The organism is Pseudomonas oryzicola (assembly GCF_014269185.2).
Taxonomy (GTDB): Bacteria; Pseudomonadota; Gammaproteobacteria; order Pseudomonadales; family Pseudomonadaceae; genus Aquipseudomonas; species Aquipseudomonas oryzicola.
On sequence record NZ_JABWRZ020000001.1, the window covers coordinates 403,126 to 422,427 of the forward strand.

Genomic DNA, 19,302 nt, shown 5'->3' on the forward strand with positions numbered 1-19,302 from the left:
CCTGTATCGCCGTTCTCCGTCCACTTATCCACAGGCCCTGTCATGCCCGACTACGTCAACTGGCTGCGTCATGCCTCCCCGTACATCAATGCCCATCGCGACTGCACCTTCGTGGTCATGCTTCCTGGCGATGGGGTGGAACACCCTAATTTCGGCAACATCGTCCATGACCTGGTGCTGCTGCACAGCCTTGGCGTGCGCCTGGTGCTGGTGCATGGTTCGCGCCCGCAGATCGAGAGCCGCCTGGCCAACCGTGGGCTGACCCCGCACTACCACCGTGGCCTGCGCATTACCGATGCCGCCACCCTGGACTGCGTGATCGATGCCGTCGGTGCCCTGCGCCTGGCCATCGAGGCGCGCCTGTCGATGGACATCGCCGCTTCGCCGATGCAGGGCTCGCGGCTGCGCGTGGCGTCCGGCAACCTGGTCACGGCGCGGCCTATCGGCGTGCTCGAAGGGGTGGACTACCACCATACCGGCGAAGTGCGCCGGGTCGACCGCAAGGGTATCAGCCGCCTGCTCGACGAACGTTCCATCGTGCTGTTGTCGCCGTTGGGCTACTCGCCCACGGGGGAAATCTTCAACCTGGCCTGCGAAGATGTGGCCACCCGTGCCGCCATCGAACTGGGTGCCGACAAGCTGCTGCTGTTCGGCGCCGAGCCGGGCCTGCTGGATGAGGACGGCAAGCTGGTGCGCGAGCTGCGCCCCCAGCAGGTTGCCCCGCATCTGCAGCGCCTGGGCAGCGATTACCAGGCCGAACTGCTGGATGCTGCGGCCGAAGCCTGCAAAGGCGGGGTGGCGCGCAGCCATATCGTCAGCTATGCCGAGGACGGTGCCCTGCTGACCGAGCTGTTTACCCGTGGCGGTGGCGGTACGCTGGTTTCGCAAGAGCAGTTCGAAGTGGTGCGCGAGGCGAGCATCGATGATGTCGGCGGCCTGCTGGAACTGATCAGCCCCCTGGAAGAGCAGGGCATCCTTGTACGCCGTTCGCGCGAGGTGCTGGAGCGGGAGATCGAACAGTTCAGTGTGGTCGAGCGCGAAGGCATGATCATCGCTTGTGCGGCGTTGTACCCGATTGCCGATTCCGATGCCGGTGAGCTGGCGTGCCTGGCGGTGAACCCGGAGTATCGCCATGGCGGGCGTGGCGACGAGCTGCTGGCGCGTATCGAGGGCCGGGCGCGGCAGGCGGGGCTCAAGACCCTGTTCGTGCTTACCACGCGCACCGCGCACTGGTTCCGCGAGCGCGGGTTTGCGCCGAGTGGCGTGGAACGGCTGCCGGCGGCGCGGGCTTCGCTGTACAACTACCAGCGCAATTCGAAGATCTTCGAGAAGCCGCTGTAAGGGCAGCGGCCGCTCGTACAGCGAACGAATCGTCTGCAAGCCAATGCAAAACGCCGCCCTGATGGGCGGCGTTTTCGTTTACACGGTATGCAGATACCAGTTGTACTCGAGGTCGGAAATCGAGTGCTCGAATTCCTCCAGCTCGCTCTCCTTGCACGCGACGAAGATGTCGATGTACTTCGGATCGATGTACTTGTTGAGAATTTCGCTGTCGTCCAGCTCGCGCAGCGCATCGCGCAGGTTGTTCGGCAGGCTCTGCTCCAACTGCTCGTACGAGTTGCCTTCGATCGGCTCACCCGGCTCGATCTGGTTGGTCAGGCCATGGTGCACGCCAGCCAGCACGGCAGCCATCATCAGGTACGGGTTGGCATCGGCACCGGCCACGCGGTGCTCGATACGCACGGCGTCCGGCGAGCCGGTTGGCACGCGCAAGGCCACGGTGCGGTTGTCCAGGCCCCAGCTTGGCGCGTTCGGTACGTAGAATTGCGCACCGAAGCGACGGTACGAGTTGACGTTCGGGCACAGGAACGCCATGGACGCGGGCAGGGTCTCGAGCACACCGCCGACAGCGTGACGTAGCGCGGCGTTCTGCTCGGGATCCTCGCTGGTGAAGATGTTGTTGCCATCTTTGTCCAGCACGGAAATATGTACATGCAGGCCGTTGCCTGCCTGGCCCGGGTAGGGCTTGGCCATGAAGGTGGTGTCCATTTCATGGTCGTAGGCGATGTTCTTGATCAACCGCTTCAGCAGTACGGCGTAGTCGCAGGCCTTGAGCGGGTCGGCAACGTGGTGCAGGTTGACTTCGAACTGCGCCGGGGCGCTTTCCTTGACGATGGCGTCGGCCGGGATGCCTTGTTCCTTGGCGCCCTCGAGGATGTCCTGCAGGCAGTCGGCATATTCGTCGAGGTCGTCGATCAGGTAGACCTGGGTCGACTGTGGACGTTTGCCCGAGATCGGCGAGCGCGGCGGCTGCGGGCGGCCGTTCACGTTCTCCTGGTCGATCAGGTAGAACTCCAGTTCGAATGCGGCACAGATGGTCAGGCCCATCTCGGTGAACTTGCTCACGACCTGACGCAGTACTTCACGCGGGTCGGCGAAGAACGGCTCGCCTTCGAGCTCGTGCATGGTCATCAGCAGCTGGGCGGTCGGGCGCTTCTGCCAGGGTTCGTTGGAGAGGGTGCCAGGGATCGGGTAGCAGATGCGGTCAGCATCGCCGATGTCCAGGCCAAGCCCGGTGCTTTCGACGGTGGAACCGTTGATGTCCAGGGCGAAGAGGGAGGCAGGCAGGTTGATGCCTTTCTCGTAAACCTTGTGGAGGCTGGTGCGCTCGATGCGCTTGCCACGCACCACACCATTCATATCTGCAATCAGAAGGTCAACGTAGAGAACCTCAGGATGTTCCTTAAGGAACGCGTTCGCTTCGTTAAGCTGAACGGCACGCGGGGGTACCGACATGATGCAACACCTTTGTTGTTAAAAATATCAATCAAGGGGGGCTTGCAGGACCAGTCAATCGAAAACCCAAACTGATGTCAAGCCAACCCCATGATGCCCTGAAATGGCTCATCGACGGCAGATTTGCTGCATATCGGGGCAAGCCATTATCCGCTATTTCCCGTACGAAGGGCTATCTCCGACGAGCCGTGTTTTATTTTTTACGGAGGTGTTGTGTAAAAAAATGAACAAGGCTAAGCTCGGTCTCAACCCATAACACAATAATACGAGGGTCACATGGTCCGCTTGCCGCGACCTGAAAGCACTGCCTGCGCAGTGCCATCGGGTATCTCCGTCAATTTTGCAAGCTTCGTCAATGGCGTGGCCGCCATGGCCGCAATAATTGACGTTTGGCAGCCCCGGACTCGCCCTCGCAGCGGCTTGCCGCCCTTCGTTTCGTCTTCCTGCCCTTCGAACTCATTACGGACACACCTGTTTTCAGTGTATCCACTGTGGCTCTGCGCGGGGGTTTTTGCTTTAGCAATGTACTCCATCCAGAATCAGTGCGCGGCCCACCTTACCTCCTGAGGTATTTATGAGTAACAACCTCGACCAGCTCACCGATTGGTTGAAAGAGCACAAGATTACCGAAGTCGAATGCATGATCAGCGACCTGACCGGCATCACGCGCGGCAAGATTTCGCCCACCAACAAGTTCATCGCCGAAAAAGGCATGCGCCTGCCCGAGAGCGTGCTGCTGCAGACCGTGACCGGCGACTACGTCGACGACGACATCTATTACGAACTGCTCGACCCGGCGGACATCGACATGATCTGCCGTCCCGACGAGAACGCTGTGTTCCTGGTGCCGTGGGCCATCGAGCCGACCGCGCAGGTCATCCACGACACCTACGACAAGAAGGGCAACCCGGTCGAACTGTCGCCGCGCAACGTGCTGAAGAAAGTCCTCAAGCTATACGCTGACAAGGGCTGGCAGCCGATTGTCGCGCCGGAGATGGAGTTCTACCTGACCAAGCGTAGCGAAGACCCGGACTTCCCCCTGCAGCCCCCGGTAGGTCGTTCGGGCCGCCCGGAAACTGGCCGCCAGTCGTTCTCGATCGAAGCTGCCAACGAATTCGACCCGCTGTTCGAAGATGTCTACGACTGGTGCGAACTGCAGCAGCTGGACCTGGACACGCTGATCCATGAAGACGGCACGGCGCAGATGGAGATCAACTTCCGTCATGGCAACGCCCTGCACCTGGCCGACCAGATCCTGGTGTTCAAGCGCACCATGCGCGAGGCCGCGCTCAAGCACAACGTGGCCGCCACCTTCATGGCCAAGCCCATGACCGGCGAGCCAGGCAGTGCGATGCACCTGCACCAGAGCGTGGTCGACCTGGCCACCGGCAAGAACATCTTCAGCAATGAGGATGGCAGCATGAGCGAGCTGTTCCTGCACTACATCGGTGGCCTGCAGAAGTTCATCCCCGAGGCGTTGCCGCTGTTCGCGCCCAACGTCAACTCGTTCCGCCGCTTCCTGCCCGACACCTCGGCGCCGGTGAACGTGGAATGGGGCGAAGAGAACCGCACCGTCGGCCTGCGCGTGCCGGACGCCGGCCCGCAGAGCCGCCGGGTCGAGAACCGCTTGCCAGGCGCCGACGCCAACCCCTACCTGGCGATTGCTGCGAGCCTGCTGTGTGGCTACATCGGCATGGTCGAAGGCATCGCGGCCAGTGCGCCAGTGCAGGGCCGTGGCTACGAGCGCCGCAACCTGCGCCTGCCGCTGACGATCGAGGACGCTCTGGAGCGCATGGAAAACAGCCGCGCGCTGGTGCAGTACCTGGGCAAGAAATTCATCACCGGCTACGTCGCCACCAAGCGCGCCGAGCACGAAAACTTCAAACGCGTCATCAGCTCCTGGGAGCGTGAGTTCCTGCTGTTCGCTGTCTGATCAACCCTGAGGCCGCCCGCGCGGCCGCCGGAAACTGGAGAGGCACATGAGCGTCAACAACCCGCAAACCCGTGAATGGCAGAACCTGAGCGGCGAGCACCACCTGGCACCTTTCTCTGACTACAAGCAGCTGAAGGAGAAGGGACCGCGCATCATCACCAAGGCGCAGGGTGTGCATTTGTGGGACAGCGAGGGGCACAAGATTCTCGACGGCATGGCTGGCCTGTGGTGCGTGGCGGTGGGCTATGGCCGTGAAGAACTGGTGCAGGCGGCGGAAAAGCAGATGCGCGAGCTGCCGTACTACAACCTGTTCTTCCAGACCGCCCACCCGCCGGCGCTGGAGCTGGCCAAGGCGATCACCGACGTGGCGCCGGCAGGCATGACCCATGTGTTCTTCACCGGTTCCGGCTCCGAAGGCAACGACACCGTGCTGCGCATGGTCCGCCACTACTGGGCACTGAAAGGCAAGCCGCAGAAGCAGACCATCATCGGCCGTATCAACGGCTACCACGGCTCCACCGTGGCCGGTGCCAGCCTGGGCGGCATGAGCGGCATGCACGAGCAGGGCGGCCTGCCGATTCCCGGCATCGTGCATATTCCGCAGCCGTACTGGTTCGGCGAAGGTGGCGACATGACCCCGGACCAGTTTGGCGTATGGGCGGCCGAGCAGCTGGAGAAGAAAATCCTCGAAGTTGGCGAAGACAACGTCGCTGCCTTCATCGCCGAGCCGATCCAGGGCGCCGGCGGCGTGATCATCCCGCCGGAGACCTACTGGCCGAAGGTGAAGGAAATTCTCGCCCGGTACGACATCCTGTTCGTCGCCGACGAAGTGATCTGCGGTTTCGGCCGTACCGGCGAGTGGTTCGGCTCCGACTACTACGACCTCAAGCCAGACCTGATGACCATCGCCAAGGGCCTGACCTCCGGTTACATCCCCATGGGTGGTGTGATCGTGCGTGACAAGGTGGCCCAGGTACTGAGTGAAGGCGGCGACTTCAACCACGGTTTCACCTACTCGGGGCACCCGGTGGCGGCTGCGGTGGGCCTGGAAAACCTGCGCATCCTGCGCGACGAGCACATCGTCGAGAAAGTGCGCAGCGAAGCGGCACCGTATTTGCAAAAGCGTTTGCGTGAGCTGCAGGACCACCCGCTGGTGGGCGAAGTGCGCGGCCTGGGCCTGCTCGGCGCGATCGAGCTGGTCAAGGACAAGGCCACCCGCAGCCGTTACGAAGGCAAGGGCGTAGGCATGATCTGCCGCACGTTCTGCTTTGAAAACGGCCTGATCATGCGGGCGGTGGGTGACACCATGATCATCGCGCCACCGCTGGTCATCAGCCACGCAGAGATCGATGAATTGGTGGCAAAGGCGCGCAAATGCCTCGACCTGACCCTTGAGGCGATTCGTTAAGCGTTTGCTAGTCTAGCGATGTGACATGTAAGTGCTTACAAGGCCCTGCTTTCCTTGAAACAGAGCCTTGTAACTTGCCAGACTAGCGGTTGTTTCAGTCGCCGCGCGCTCTGCACCGTAGGTCCTGGCTACTGAACAGATGGCTAAATAAAAAATTCCGGAGCATTACGCATGAATAAAATGGGCAAGACGTTGCTGGCTGCGGCCCTGATGGGCGCCATGGCCACCGCTGTTCAGGCTGAAGACAAAGTGTTGAACGTCTACAACTGGTCGGACTATATCGCGCCAGACACCATCGCCAAGTTCGAGAAGCAGACCGGTATCAAGGTCAAGTACGACGTGTTCGACAGCAACGAAACCCTCGAGGCCAAGCTGCTGGCGGGCAAGTCGGGTTACGACATCGTGGTGCCGTCCAACAACTTCCTGGCCAAGCAGATCAAGGCCGGCGTGTACGAGGAACTGGACCGCTCGAAACTGCCGAACTGGAAGAACCTTGACCCGGACCTGCTCAAGGCCGTCGGCGATGCCAGCGACAAGGACAACAAGCATGCCTTCCCATACATGTGGGGTTCGATCGGCATCGGTTACAACCCGGAGAAGGTCAAGGCCGCGCTGGGCGTGGACAAGATCGATTCGTGGGATGCGGTGTTCAAGCCTGAGAACATCGCCAAGCTCAAGAGCTGCGGCGTGAGCTTCCTCGACGCGCCGACCGAAATGCTCCCGGCTGCGCTGCACTACCTGGGCAAGCCGACCGACAGCACCAAGAAGGAAGACCTGAAGGCTGCCGAGGAGCTGTTCCTCAAGATTCGTCCTTCGATCACTTACTTCCACTCGTCCAAGTACATTGGCGACATGGCCAACGGCAACATCTGCGTAGCCGTCGGTTACTCGGGTGACCTGGAACAGTCCAAGGCCCGTGCGCACGAGGCCGGTGACAAGGTCAAGGTCGAGTATGTGATTCCGAAAGAGGGTGCCGGTACCTTCTACGACATGGTCGCCATCCCCAAGGATGCCGAGCACAAGGACGCTGCCTACCAGTTCATGAATTTCCTGATGCAGCCGGAAATCATGGCTGAAATCACCAACGCCGTGCGCTTCCCGAACGGCAACCAGGCGGCTACCCAGTTCGTCGACAAGGAAATCACCAGCGACCCAAGCATCTATCCGCCAGCCGAAGTGAAGAAACAGCTGTATGCCATCGCTGCTCCTGAAGCCAAGGCCCAGCGTGACATCACCCGTAGCTGGACCAAGATCAAGTCGGGCAAGTAAGCCCGATGCAGCACCTCTGGGCCGGGATACCCGGCCCAGAGCCAGTGAAAGGCAATTGATGATTGCGGCATCGAAGCTGCGAAGGTAAGTTGCGCGCCGGTTTTGCGTGTGCGGCAGCATTGTCGCTACCCAGGCACTGATTGTGAGGAGCACCCACTTGTCCATTTCTGTATTCCGCAAGGCCTTGCTGGCTGGTGCGGGCCTGACGCTGGCATGCAGCGTCCAAGCGGCGCCTACGGTGCACTTCTACAACTGGTCCGACTACATCGGCCCGACCACACTCGCGGACTTCGAGAAAGCGACGGGCATCAAGCCCGTGCAGGACGTGTTCGATTCCAACGAAACCCTGGAAGGCAAACTGCTGGCCGGCAACACCGGCTATGACGTGGTGGTGCCATCCAACCATTTCCTCGGCAAGCAGATCAAGGCGGGCGCGTTCCAGAAGCTCGACAAGAGCCTGCTGCCCAATTACGCCAACCTCGACCCGGCGCTGATGAAGCGTCTGGAAAAGAACGACCCGGGCAACCAGTACGCCGTGCCGTACCTGTGGGGCACCAACGGTATCGGTTACAACGTCGACAAGGTGAAGGCCGCTCTGGGCGTGGACACCATCGACTCCTGGGCCGTGCTGTTCGAACCGGAGAACATGAAGAAGCTCTCCAAATGCGGGGTGGCCTTCCTCGATTCGGCTGACGAAATGTTGCCGGCGGTGCTCAACTACATGGGGCTGGACCCCAACAGCAGCAACGCCAAGGACTACCAGGCCGCCGAGAAGAAACTGCTGGCGGTACGCCCGTACGTGACCTATTTCCACTCATCCAAGTACATCACCGACCTGGCCAACGGCGACATCTGCGTCGCGGCAGGTTTCTCGGGTGATGTGTTCCAGGCCAGGACCCGCGCCGAAGAGGCGAAAAAGGGTGTGCACCTGGCCTACGCCATTCCCAAGGAAGGCGGCAACCTCTGGTTCGACGTGCTGGCGATCCCCAAGGACGCCAGGAATGTCAAAGAGGCGCATGCCTTCATCAACTATTTGCTGAAGCCTGAGGTTATCGCCCAGGTCAGTGATTACGTCGGTTACGCCAACCCGAACCCCAAGGCTGGCGACCTGATGGACCAGGCCGTGAGGACTGACGCCGCGGTTTACCCACCGCAGGAAGTGCTGAACAAGATGTTCGTGAATGCAGAGTTGCCACCCAAGGTGCAACGGCTGATGACCCGTAGCTGGACCAAGGTCAAGTCGGGCAAGTAAAAATCCAGGCCCGTGGCGGCACCTGCAGAGCAGGCCACGCGGGCACAAAAATCTTGTTGGGAGTTTCACTCATGGCAGTTGCCTCCGGTGCCTATAAAAAAGCCCTCGAGGGTGGCCAGCAACCCAAGCAGGTGCTGGTCAAGATCGACCGGGTCACGAAAAAATTCGACGAAACGGTAGCCGTGGACGATGTGTCCCTGGAAATCCGCAAGGGTGAGATTTTCGCCCTGCTGGGTGGCTCCGGCTCCGGCAAGTCGACCCTGCTGCGCATGCTGGCCGGCTTCGAGCGCCCGACCGAAGGGCGGATTTTCCTCGATGGCGTCGACATCACCGACATGCCGCCCTACGAGCGGCCGATCAACATGATGTTCCAGTCCTACGCGCTGTTCCCGCACATGACCGTGGCGCAGAACATCGCCTTCGGCCTGCAGCAGGACAAGATGCCCAAGGCCGAGATCGACGCCCGCGTGGCCGAGATGCTCAAGCTGGTGCACATGACCCAGTATGCCAAGCGCAAGCCGCACCAGTTGTCCGGTGGCCAGCGCCAGCGCGTGGCCCTGGCCCGCTCGCTGGCCAAGCGCCCCAAGCTGCTGCTGCTCGACGAGCCGATGGGCGCACTGGACAAGAAGCTGCGCTCGCAGATGCAACTGGAACTGGTGGAAATCATCGAGCGCGTAGGCGTGACCTGCGTGATGGTGACCCACGACCAGGAAGAGGCCATGACCATGGCCCAGCGCATCGCCATCATGCACCTGGGCTGGATCGCCCAGATCGGTTCGCCGGTGGACATCTACGAGACCCCCACCAGCCGCCTGGTGTGCGAGTTCATCGGCAGCGTCAACCTGTTCGACGGTGAAGTGGTCGACGACGCCGAGGGCCACGCGATCATTGCCAGCCCCGAGCTTGAGCGCAAGATCTACGTTGGCCATGGCATCACCACCTCGGTGGAAGACAAGCACATCACCTACGCCCTGCGCCCGGAAAAAATGCTGGTCACCACCCAGCAACCGACCTGCGAGCACAACTGGTCGCGCGGCAAGGTCCACGACATCGCCTACCTCGGTGGCCACTCGGTGTTCTACGTCGAGCTGCCGAGCGGCAAGATCGTCCAGTCGTTCGTGGCCAACACCGAGCGCCAGGGCACCCGGCCGACCTGGGGCGATGAAGTGTACGTATGGTGGGAAGACGACAGCGGCGTGGTACTGCGGTCATGAAACCTCGCAAGCTCAAGCGAGCCTTCCAGCGCATCATCCCGGAGGGGCGGCACCTGGTGATCGGCGTGCCGTTCATCTGGCTGTTCCTGTTCTTCATGCTGCCGTTCTTCATCGTGCTGAAGATCAGCTTCGCCGAAGCCGATGTGGCGATCCCGCCCTACACCGAGATCTACAGCTACGTCGAGGACAAGGTCCAGCTCGTGCTCAACCTGGCCAACTATGGCCTGCTGACCGAAGACGAGCTGTACATTTCGGCCTACCTGGGCTCGCTGAAGATGGCCTTCTTCAGCACCCTGCTGTGCCTGTTGATCGGCTACCCGATGGCCTATGCCATTGCCAATGCCAAGAAGGAAACCCAGACGGTCCTGCTGTTGCTGATCATGATGCCGACCTGGACTGCGATCCTGATCCGCGTCTACGCCTGGATGGGTATCCTCAGCAACAACGGCCTGCTCAACGGCTTCCTGCTGTGGATCGGGCTGATCGACCAGCCGCTGCAGATCCTCAACACCAACCTGGCGGTCTATATCGGCGTGGTCTATTCGTACCTGCCGTTCATGATCCTGCCGCTGTTCGCCAACCTGGTGAAGCACGACCCGAGCTTGCTCGAGGCTGCCTCGGACCTGGGTTCGAGCACCTTCAACAGCTTCTGGAAGATCACCGTGCCGTTGTCGAAGAACGGCATCATCGCCGGTTGCATGCTGGTGTTCATCCCGGTGGTAGGTGAGTTCGTGATTCCGGAACTGCTTGGCGGCCCGGAAACCCTGATGATCGGCAAGGTGCTGTGGCAGGAATTCTTCAACAACCGTGACTGGCCGGTGGCGTCCGCGCTGGCGGTGGTGATGCTGGCGATCCTGATCGTGCCGATCCTGCTGTTCAACCGCAGCCAAGCCAAAGAAATGGAGGGCAGGGCATGAAACGCTTCAGTTTCTCCAAGCTGATGCTGGTGCTCGGCTTGCTGTTCATCTACCTGCCGATGCTGATCCTGGTGATCTACTCGTTCAACGCCTCCAAGCTGGTAACTGTGTGGGGCGGCTGGTCGGTGAAGTGGTATGTCGGCCTGCTCGACAACACTCAGCTGATGGGTTCGGTGATGCGCTCGCTGGAGATCGCCTGCTACACGGCGGTGGCCGCGGTGGCGCTGGGTACCCTGGCGGCATTCGTGCTCACCCGTGTCACCCGCTTCAAGGGCCGCACGTTGTTCGGCGGCCTGGTCACCGCACCGCTGGTGATGCCCGAGGTGATTACCGGCCTGTCGCTGTTGCTGCTGTTCGTGGCCATGGCGCAGATGATCGGCTGGCCGCAGGAGCGTGGCATCGTCACCATCTGGATCGCCCACACCACGTTCTGTGCGGCGTATGTGGCGGTAGTGGTGTCGGCACGCCTGCGTGAGCTGGACCTGTCGATCGAAGAAGCGGCGATGGACCTGGGTGCCAAGCCGTGGAAGGTGTTCTTCCTGATCACCATCCCGATGATTGCGCCGTCGCTGGCGGCGGGCGGCATGATGTCGTTCGCGCTGTCGCTGGATGACCTGGTACTGGCCAGCTTCGTGTCCGGCCCGGGTTCGACTACCTTGCCGATGGAAGTGTTCTCGGCGGTGCGCCTGGGTGTGAAACCGGAAATCAACGCCGTGGCCAGCCTGATCCTGCTGTCGGTGTCGTTGGTGACCTTCCTGGTCTGGTACTTCAGCCGCCAGGCCGAAGAACGTCGCCGCAAGGCGATTCAGCAGGCGATCGAAGAGGGTGCGGCAGCCAATGCTTCGCAGCCGCAGGTCAAGCGCCCGGCGCAGGTGGCTGCTTCGGCCTGATCCGGCCTCTTCGCGGGTAAACCCGCTCCCACAGGGACATCACAGCCTTAAGGTCAGTGGTGCTCCCTGTGGGAGCGGGTTTACCCGCGAAGGCCGCAACACCGATTCAAAGCCAGGCTGCATCCCAATGTGGATAGTCCCTGACGCTGCTGACCAAGCCGGCTCGCAAGGGGTTGGCAATAATGTATCTGGCAACATGCACCGTGCTCTCCTCCCGGCGCAGTGCACGGTCCTGATATCCACGCTGCCACACCGGATCATGCTCAACCCCCGCCTGATGCAAAACCAGACTGGACCTGGATTTGAACCTGCGCATCAAAGTGCCTAGCGTCGTGCCTTTCAATTCGATTAGCCAATGCAGATGGTCGGGCATCAGCACCCAGGCCAGGGACCGGCATGCGTATTCCTGGTCAGATTTCCGAAGCTGGTGAATGACCAGCCGGGCATGGTGGAAATCATGGAACAGCGGCTTACGCTGGTGGGTGACGGTGGTCAGCAGATAGAGCCGGCCAAGTTCTGAATAGCGACCGCGGCGAAGCAGGTGAGACTGAGCTCGCGACATTGGCTTCTTCCTTGAAAAGCAGGTGACTTTTCAAAGGTAGTGGCTGAGATGCAGGTGCTGTGTAGATGATGGTTTCTGGATATGGCAGAGATTTGTGGATGGCAGTACCGGCCCTTTCGCGGGTGAACCCGCTCCCACACGGTCATGTGCAGCCTCAGGGTTTGCGCTTTCCCTGTGGGAGCGGGCAAGCCCGCGAAGAGGCCCACACAGGCGCTGAAAATGCCGAACTGATCCTCGTCAGTGCTGTTTATCGAACCCTGAACTACGCTGACAGTCGCATCCCACAAATCATTTGTGCGCAAGCAAGGAGCCTGCATGACGTGGTTACGTCCGCTGTCGGTCGTTTGCCTGGGGCTGTTGTACCTGCTCACGGGCTGTAGCAAGGAAGAAGTCCCCGAGACACTGCCCCGGGTTGGCGTGCAGCAGGTCCAGCCGACTGACTTCGCCGCCAGGGTCACCCTGACCGGTGACGTACAGGCGCGGGTGCAGACCGACCTGTCGTTCCGCGTCGGCGGCAAGATCATTTCGCGCAGCGTCGATGTCGGCGACCACGTCAAGGCCAACCAGGTGCTGGCGCGCCTGGATCCGAAAGACCTGCAGAACAACGTCGACTCGGCCAAGGCCGAGGTGTTCGCTGCCCAGGCGCGGGTCACCCAGAGCAGCGCCGCTTTCGTACGCCAGCAAAAACTGCTTCCCAAGGGCTACACCAGCCAGAGCGAATACGACGCCGCCGAGGCCGCCCTGCGCAGCGACCAGAGCGCACTCAAGGCCGCCCAGGCGCAATTGGCCGATGCCAATGAACAACTCAGCTACACCGCCCTGGTTTCCGAAGCCGATGGCGTGATCACCGAGCGCCAGGCCGAGGTTGGCCAGGTGGTGCAGGCGACCATGCCGATCTTCAGCCTGGCCCGCGACGGCGATCGCGATGCCGTGTTCAACGTCTATGAGTCGCTGCTGGTGGCGCCGCCCAGTGATGCCGGGGTGATCGTCAGCCTGCTGGATGACCCCAAGGTAAAGGCCCATGGCTTCGTTCGCGAAATCACCCCGACGGTGTCCGCGCAAAGTGGCACGGTACAGGTCAAGGTCGGGCTCAGGGATGTGCCGCCGGCAATGCAGCTGGGCGCACCGGTGACCGCCACCACCAATGCCGAGGGGCGACCCAGTATCGAACTGCCGTGGTCTGCCTTGACCAAGGCGCTGCATGAACCAGCGGTGTGGGTGGTGGGTGAGGGCGACAAGGTGGAACTGCGCAAGGTCGAGGTCAGCCGGTATCTCACCGGCAGGATCGTGGTTGCCCATGGCCTGAAGGGAGGGGAGACCGTAGTGGTCAATGGCGGGCAATTGCTGCACCCCGGCATGCAGGTACAGAAGATCGATGCCAAGGCCAAAGGGGGGGAGCTATGAAGCACCTGCTGATGATGGTGTCGGCCGGCATGCTGTTGCTCGGCTGCAGCAGCGAGGACGAAGCGCCGGAGCCGATTCGGCCGGTGCTGTCGATCAAGGTCGAACCCCAGGTGCAGTCGCAGCTGGGTCGCTTTGCCGGCTCTATCCAGGCGCGTTTCGAAAGCACCCTGGGTTTTCGTGTGTCCGGGCGCATCGCCCGACGCTGGCTGGATGTGGGCGCCCAGGTGAAGCCGGGTGACACCCTTGCCACGCTCGACCCCACCGACCAGCAGAACCAGTTGCGCGCCGCCGAAGGCGACTTGGCCAAGGTGCAGGCACAGTGGATCAACGCCCAGGCCGATGCCCGTCGCCAGCAGCAGCTGTATGACCGCGGCGTTGGCGCCCAGGCCCAGCTGGATATTGCCCAGACCAACCTGAAAACCACCAGCGCCGCATTGGAACAGGCGCGTTCGGCTGTCAGCCAGGCCCGTGACCAGCTCGACTACAGCACCCTGCGCAGCGACCATGCTGCGGTGATCACCGACTGGAAAGCCGAAGCCGGGCAAACCGTCACCGCCGGCCAGGCCGTGGTGACCCTGGCCCGGCCGGACGTGAAGGAAGCGGTGATCGACCTGCCGATCGGCCTGGCCGAACAGTTGAACAAAGGCCTGACCTTTACCGTTGCCTCGCAACTCGACCCGACCATCAACACCACGGCCAGCCTGCGCGAGCTGGAACCCCAGGCCGACGCCACCACCCGCACCCGGCGCGCCCGCCTGAGCCTGGCCAGCACACCCGCGGCGTTCCACCTGGGCACCGCCATCAGCGTGACCCTGAGTTCGGCGGTGACGCCACGCAGCGAGTTGCCCTTGAGCGCCTTGCTCGAGCGGGATGGCAAAACCCAGGTGTGGGTGATCGATCCGCAGCAGAAAACCGTGGCCACCCGTGACGTGGCCCTGATCGACCGCACCGACCAGAGCATCGTCCTGACCTCCGGTGTACAGCCCGGTGAGCGGGTGGTGACGGCGGGCGTGAACAGCCTCAAGCCGGGCCAGAAGGTCACCTTCGACGAGGATGCGCAATGAAAGGAAGCTTCAACCTGTCCGACTGGGCACTCAAGCATCAATCGTTCGTCTGGTACCTGATGTTCGTTGCGCTGCTGATGGGGATCTTCTCCTACTTCAACCTGGGCCGTGAGGAAGACCCGTCGTTCACCATCAAGACCATGGTGATCCAGACCCGCTGGCCCGGCGCGACCCAGGACGAGACCCTGTACCAGGTCACCGACCGCATCGAGAAGAAGCTCGAAGAACTCGACTCGCTCGACTACACCAAAAGCTACACCCGCCCGGGTGAATCCACGGTCTACGTGTACCTGCGCGACACCACCAAGGCCAAGGACATCCCGGAAATCTGGTATCAGGTGCGCAAGAAGATCCAGGACATCCGTGGTGAGTTCCCGGCAGGCATCCAGGGCCCGGGGTTCAACGACGAGTTCGGCGACGTGTTCGGCTCGATCTATGCCTTTACCGCCGACGGCCTGACCCTGCGCCAGCTGCGCGACTATGTGGAGCAGGCGCGGGCTGAAGTGCGTGATGTACCCAACATCGGCAAGATCGAGCTGATCGGCACCCAGGACGAAGTGCTGTACCTGAACTTCTCCACCCGCAAGCTGGCAGCCCTGGGCATTGACCAGCGCCAGGTGATGCAAGCCCTGCAATCGCAGAACGCGGTGACCCCGGCCGGGGTGATCGAGGCCGGTCCGGAGCGCATTTCCGTGCGTACCACCGGGCAGTTCGCCTCGGAAAAGGACCTGCAAACCGTCAACCTGAAGATCAACGACCGCTTCTTCCGCCTGGCCGACATCGCCGACATCGAGCGCGCCTATGTCGACCCGCCCTCGCCGATGTTCCGCTACAACGGCCAGACGGCGCTGGGCCTGGCTATCGGCATGAAAGCCGGTGGCAACATCCAGGAGTTCGGCGCGGCACTGAAAAAACGCATGGACCAGGTCGTCGAGGACCTGCCGATAGGCGTTGGGGTGCATACCGTTTCCGACCAGGCCGTGGTGGTCAAGCAGGCGGTCGGCGGCTTCACCAGTGCGCTGTTCGAGGCGGTGGTGATCGTGCTCGGGGTGAGCTTTGTCAGCCTGGGGGTGCGCGCCGGGCTGGTGGTGGCCTGTTCGATTCCGCTGGTGCTGGCCATGGTGTTCGTATTCATGGAATACAGCGGTATCACCATGCAGCGTATTTCACTGGGTGCACTGATCATCGCCCTGGGCCTGCTGGTGGACGACGCGATGATCACCGTGGAAGTCATGGTCACGCGGCTGGAAATGGGCGAGAGCAAGGAACAGGCGGCGACATTCGCCTACACCTCGACGGCGTTCCCGATGCTCACTGGCACCTTGGTCACCGTGGCCGGGTTCGTGCCCATCGGCCTCAATGCCAGCTCGGCGGGCGAATATACCTTCACCCTGTTCGCGGTGATTGCCGTGGCACTGCTGGTGTCGTGGATCGTGGCGGTGTTCTTTGCCCCGGTGTTGGGCGTGCATATGCTCAGCAGCAACCTCAAGGCACATGATGCCGAGCCCGGAAGGCTCGGCCGGGCCTTCGAGCACGGCTTGCTGTGGTGCATGCGCAACCGCTGGCTGACCATCATCGGCACCGTGCTGCTGTTCGCCCTCGCGATCTTCTGCCAGCGCTTCGTGCAGAACCAGTTCTTCCCGTCCTCGGACCGCCCGGAAATCCTCGTCGACCTCAACCTGCCGCAGAACGCTTCGATCGAAGAGACGCGCAAGGTTGTCGACCGCTTCGAGGCGAGGATCAAGGACGACCCGGACCTGGTGCACTGGAGCACCTATATCGGCCAGGGTGCGATCCGTTTCTACCTGCCGCTCGACCAGCAGTTGCAGAACCCGTACTACGCGCAGCTGGTGATCGTCAGCAAGGGCTTCGAAGAGCGCCAGGGCATGATGGAGCGCCTGCAGAAGATCCTGCGTGAGGAGTTCGTCGGTGTCGGTACCAACGTGCAGTCGCTGGAAATGGGCCCGCCGGTGGGCCGGCCGATCCAGTACCGGGTCAGTGGCGCCAATATCGACGAGGTACGCAGGCATGCCATCGAGCTCGCCACCTTGCTCGACCAGAACGAGCACATTGGCGAGATGATCTACGACTGGAACGAGCCGGGTAAGGTACTGCGGGTGGAAATTGCCCAGGACAAGGCGCGCCAGCTGGGCCTGTCATCGGAAGACGTGGCCAATGTGATGAACAGCATCGTCAGCGGTGTACAGATCACCCAGGTCAACGACAACATCTACCTGGTCGACGTGGTTGCCCGCGCCCAGGACAGCGAGCGGGGCTCACCGGATACCCTGCAGAACCTGCAGATCCTCACGCCTAATGGCACCGCGATCCCACTGCTGTCGTTTGCCACCGTGCGCTACGAGCTGGAGCAGCCGCTGGTGTGGCGCCGTGACCGCAAGCCGACCATCACCATCAAGGCCTCGGTCAATGGCGACATCCAGCCCACCGACCTGGTGGCCCAGCTGAAGCCGAAGATTGACGAGTTCGCCAGCAAGCTGCCGGTGGGCTTCGAAGTGGCCACTGGCGGTACGGTGGAGGAGAGTGCCAAGGCGCAAGGCCCGATCCGCAAGGTGATCCCGCTGATGCTGTTCCTGATGGCGACCTTCCTGATGATTCAGCTGCACAGTGTGCAGAAGCTGTTCCTGGTGGTCAGCGTGGCCCCCTTGGGGCTTATCGGTGTAGTGCTGGCGCTGGTGCCTACCGGCACACCGATGGGCTTCGTGGCGATCCTCGGCATCCTCGCGCTCGCGGGTATCATCATTCGTAACTCGGTGATCCTGGTGACCCAGATCGACGAGTTCGAGGCCCAGGGCTTCTCGCCGTGGGATGCAGTGGTGGAAGCCACCAATCACCGGCGCCGGCCGATCCTGCTGACGGCGGCGGCCGCAAGCCTGGGCATGATCCCGATCGCCCGCGAAGTGTTCTGGGGGCCGATGGCCTACGCCATGATTGGCGGGATCATCGTGGCCACCCTGCTGACGCTGCTGTTCCTGCCGGCGTTGTATGTGGCCTGGTACAAGATTCGCGAGCCACAGAAAAACTCCTGAAACCCTACAGCAAACCCTGTGGGAGCGGGTTTACCCGCGAATGCGATGGTGGAGCCGCTGCCGCATTCGCGGGTGAACCCGCTCCCACAGCGGCTTCTGTCGCTTTCAATATCGCCTTTTTGGTTTGGTTATATAAAAATTCTTAAACAGTATTTTTAAGAATAACCCTGCCTCACTACTATTGCCCTCAAGCCAGGCGCAAATCCCCTTCAAACCTCAGCCCGGCACCCTCATTCCAAGGAGAACGAGCATGAGTGCATCTCTGCGTAGCATCGATGGTCAGGACGAAGCCACCATTCTGCGGGAAATCCAGAGCGCCCTGCGCGACCTGCGCTTCGGTGCGGTGGAGATCACTGTGCACAACGCTCAGGTCGTACAGATCGAGCGCAAGGAGAAATTCCGCCTGCAACAGCCCGGCAACAAGACCGGCTGATCGCTTACCCATCCAAAACTAGAAAAATGCCAATCGGGAGCTTCACCATGTCCATCCGCCGTTATGCGCTCGCCGCCCTGGCCAGTGCTGTTTTTGCCGGTTCCGCCATCGCCAAGGACTACGAACTGCTGAACGTGTCCTACGACCCGACCCGTGAGCTTTATCAGCAATACAACGCCGAGTTCATCAAGCACTGGCAACAGTCTCACCCGGGCGACACGGTGAAGATCCAGCAATCTCATGGTGGCTCGGGCAAGCAGGCCCGTGCGGTGATCGACGGCCTGCGCGCCGACGTGGTGACCCTGGCCCTGGCCGGCGACATCGACGAAGTCGCCAAGCTTGGCAAGGCCTTGCCTGCGGACTGGCAGAAGCGTTTGCCGGACGCCAGCACACCCTATACCTCGACCATCGTGTTCCTGGTGCGCAAGGGCAATCCCAAAGGCATCAAGGACTGGGGCGACCTGATCAAGAAGGATGTGTCGGTCATCACCCCCAACCCGAAAACCTCCGGCGGCGCTCGCTGGAACTTCCTCGCTGCGTGGGCCTACGGCCTGAAGACCGGGGGTAGCGAAGACAAGGCCAAGGCCTACGTGCAGGAGCTGTTCAAGCACGTGCCTGTGCTGGACACCGGCGCCCGTGGCTCGACCATCACCTTCGTCAACAACGGCCAGGGCGACGTGCTGCTGGCCTGGGAAAACGAGGCCTTCCTGGCACTGAAGGAAGACGGTGGCGCCGACAAGTTCGAAATCGTCGTGCCATCGCTGTCGATCCTGGCCGAACCGCCGGTGGCGGTGGTTGACAAGAACGCCGAGAAGAAGGGCAACACCGAGATCGCCAACGAATACCTCAAGCACCTGTACAGCCCGGCCGGGCAGAAGATTGCGGCCGAGAACTTCTACCGCCCGCGCGACGCCAAGGTGGCTGCCGAGTTCGGCAAGCAGTTCCCGAAACTGGACCTGGTCACTATCGACAAGGACTTCGGTGGCTGGAAAACTGCACAGCCCAAGTTCTTCAATGATGGCGGTGTGTTCGACCAGATCTATCAGGCACAGTAAGCGCCAGGGAACAGCGGGGCTGCAAAGCAGCCCCAGGATTCAAACGCCTGCACCGGCC

At 61.7% G+C, this 19,302-nt stretch carries 15 protein-coding genes; 13 read left to right on the forward strand and 2 right to left on the reverse strand.

Translation table 11 applies throughout. From position 1 onward, the window contains the following. The first annotated feature begins 42 nt into the window (after nucleotides 1-42). On the forward strand, nucleotides 43-1,341 hold the full coding sequence (argA, locus tag HU760_RS01900; RefSeq protein WP_186672010.1) for an amino-acid N-acetyltransferase: 1,299 nt from the start codon (nucleotides 43-45) through the stop codon (nucleotides 1,339-1,341). Nucleotides 1,342-1,419: 78 nt separating this feature from the next. Here argA and HU760_RS01905 read toward each other — a convergent pair whose 3' ends face one another. Further along, complete coding sequence (locus HU760_RS01905; protein ID WP_084856533.1) at nucleotides 1,420-2,796, reverse strand: glutamine synthetase family protein; 1,377 nt, start codon at nucleotides 2,794-2,796, stop codon at nucleotides 1,420-1,422. 574 nt (nucleotides 2,797-3,370) lie between these two features. Between HU760_RS01905 and HU760_RS01910 the strand changes: the two genes are divergently transcribed. From HU760_RS01910 to HU760_RS01940, 7 genes are all read left to right on the forward strand, one after another. Further along, nucleotides 3,371-4,729, forward strand: a complete 1,359-nt coding sequence (locus HU760_RS01910; RefSeq protein ID WP_186672011.1) for a glutamine synthetase family protein — start codon at nucleotides 3,371-3,373, stop codon at nucleotides 4,727-4,729. Between the two features lie 46 nt (nucleotides 4,730-4,775). Then, the gene (locus tag HU760_RS01915; RefSeq protein WP_186672013.1) at nucleotides 4,776-6,137 is read left to right on the forward strand and encodes an aspartate aminotransferase family protein; all 1,362 of its coding nucleotides are present in this window, start codon (nucleotides 4,776-4,778) and stop codon (nucleotides 6,135-6,137) included. A 171-nt stretch (nucleotides 6,138-6,308) separates the two neighbouring features. Continuing rightward, on the forward strand, nucleotides 6,309-7,406 hold the full coding sequence (locus HU760_RS01920; protein WP_170033609.1) for a polyamine ABC transporter substrate-binding protein: 1,098 nt from the start codon (nucleotides 6,309-6,311) through the stop codon (nucleotides 7,404-7,406). A gap of 157 nt (nucleotides 7,407-7,563) precedes the next feature. After that, nucleotides 7,564-8,658: a polyamine ABC transporter substrate-binding protein gene (locus tag HU760_RS01925; protein ID WP_186672015.1), complete on the forward strand. Its 1,095-nt coding sequence runs from the start codon at nucleotides 7,564-7,566 to the stop codon at nucleotides 8,656-8,658. 71 nt (nucleotides 8,659-8,729) lie between these two features. Continuing rightward, nucleotides 8,730-9,872, forward strand: coding sequence for a polyamine ABC transporter ATP-binding protein (potA, locus tag HU760_RS01930; RefSeq protein ID WP_186672017.1), 1,143 nt, complete (start codon nucleotides 8,730-8,732; stop codon nucleotides 9,870-9,872). Nucleotides 9,873-9,907: 35 nt separating this feature from the next. Further along, nucleotides 9,908-10,789, forward strand: a complete 882-nt coding sequence (locus tag HU760_RS01935; protein ID WP_170034338.1) for an ABC transporter permease subunit — start codon at nucleotides 9,908-9,910, stop codon at nucleotides 10,787-10,789. Further along, nucleotides 10,786-11,679: an ABC transporter permease subunit gene (locus HU760_RS01940; RefSeq protein WP_186672019.1), complete on the forward strand. Its 894-nt coding sequence runs from the start codon at nucleotides 10,786-10,788 to the stop codon at nucleotides 11,677-11,679. Before HU760_RS01935 ends, HU760_RS01940 begins: the two co-directional genes overlap by 4 nt. Nucleotides 11,680-11,785: 106 nt before the next feature. On the opposite strand, the gene HU760_RS01945 is transcribed toward HU760_RS01940, so the two are convergent. Next, entirely contained in the window at nucleotides 11,786-12,241 is a 456-nt protein-coding gene (locus HU760_RS01945; protein WP_186672020.1) for an REP-associated tyrosine transposase, read from the reverse strand. A gap of 315 nt (nucleotides 12,242-12,556) precedes the next feature. Between HU760_RS01945 and HU760_RS01950 the strand changes: the two genes are divergently transcribed. The 5 genes from HU760_RS01950 (at nucleotide 12,557) to HU760_RS01970 (ending at nucleotide 19,244) form a co-directional block, all read left to right on the forward strand. Beyond that, nucleotides 12,557-13,645 carry an efflux RND transporter periplasmic adaptor subunit gene (locus HU760_RS01950; protein ID WP_186672021.1) on the forward strand — a complete coding sequence of 363 codons (1,089 nt, stop codon included), beginning with the start codon at nucleotides 12,557-12,559 and terminating at the stop codon, nucleotides 13,643-13,645. Beyond that, a complete protein-coding gene (locus tag HU760_RS01955; RefSeq protein WP_186672022.1) occupies nucleotides 13,642-14,709 on the forward strand; it encodes an efflux RND transporter periplasmic adaptor subunit in 1,068 nt (355 codons plus the stop codon). The genes HU760_RS01950 and HU760_RS01955 overlap by 4 nt, the downstream gene beginning before the upstream one ends. Then, nucleotides 14,706-17,756, forward strand: a complete 3,051-nt coding sequence (locus HU760_RS01960) for an efflux RND transporter permease subunit (protein ID WP_186672023.1) — start codon at nucleotides 14,706-14,708, stop codon at nucleotides 17,754-17,756. The genes HU760_RS01955 and HU760_RS01960 overlap by 4 nt, the downstream gene beginning before the upstream one ends. 250 nt (nucleotides 17,757-18,006) lie before the next feature. Continuing rightward, a complete protein-coding gene (gene oscA / locus HU760_RS01965; RefSeq protein ID WP_003258557.1) occupies nucleotides 18,007-18,189 on the forward strand; it encodes a sulfur starvation response protein OscA in 183 nt (60 codons plus the stop codon). Nucleotides 18,190-18,236: 47 nt separating this feature from the next. Then, nucleotides 18,237-19,244: a sulfate ABC transporter substrate-binding protein gene (locus HU760_RS01970; RefSeq protein ID WP_186672024.1), complete on the forward strand. Its 1,008-nt coding sequence runs from the start codon at nucleotides 18,237-18,239 to the stop codon at nucleotides 19,242-19,244. Nucleotides 19,245-19,302 lie beyond the last annotated feature (58 nt).

Coding starts and splice junctions, on each gene's coding strand:
- HU760_RS01940 (WP_186672019.1), top strand. CDS start 10,786: ATGAAACGCTTCAGTTTCTCCAAGCTGATGCTGGTGCTCGGCTTGCTG.
- HU760_RS01960 (WP_186672023.1), top strand. CDS start 14,706: ATGAAAGGAAGCTTCAACCTGTCCGACTGGGCACTCAAGCATCAATCG.
- HU760_RS01955 (WP_186672022.1), top strand. CDS start 13,642: ATGAAGCACCTGCTGATGATGGTGTCGGCCGGCATGCTGTTGCTCGGC.
- HU760_RS01910 (WP_186672011.1), top strand. CDS start 3,371: ATGAGTAACAACCTCGACCAGCTCACCGATTGGTTGAAAGAGCACAAG.
- HU760_RS01950 (WP_186672021.1), top strand. CDS start 12,557: ATGACGTGGTTACGTCCGCTGTCGGTCGTTTGCCTGGGGCTGTTGTAC.
- HU760_RS01905 (WP_084856533.1), bottom strand. CDS start 2,796: ATGTCGGTACCCCCGCGTGCCGTTCAGCTTAACGAAGCGAACGCGTTC.
- HU760_RS01920 (WP_170033609.1), top strand. CDS start 6,309: ATGAATAAAATGGGCAAGACGTTGCTGGCTGCGGCCCTGATGGGCGCC.
- argA (WP_186672010.1), top strand. CDS start 43: ATGCCCGACTACGTCAACTGGCTGCGTCATGCCTCCCCGTACATCAAT.
- HU760_RS01915 (WP_186672013.1), top strand. CDS start 4,776: ATGAGCGTCAACAACCCGCAAACCCGTGAATGGCAGAACCTGAGCGGC.
- HU760_RS01945 (WP_186672020.1), bottom strand. CDS start 12,241: ATGTCGCGAGCTCAGTCTCACCTGCTTCGCCGCGGTCGCTATTCAGAA.
- potA (WP_186672017.1), top strand. CDS start 8,730: ATGGCAGTTGCCTCCGGTGCCTATAAAAAAGCCCTCGAGGGTGGCCAG.
- oscA (WP_003258557.1), top strand. CDS start 18,007: ATGAGTGCATCTCTGCGTAGCATCGATGGTCAGGACGAAGCCACCATT.
- HU760_RS01970 (WP_186672024.1), top strand. CDS start 18,237: ATGTCCATCCGCCGTTATGCGCTCGCCGCCCTGGCCAGTGCTGTTTTT.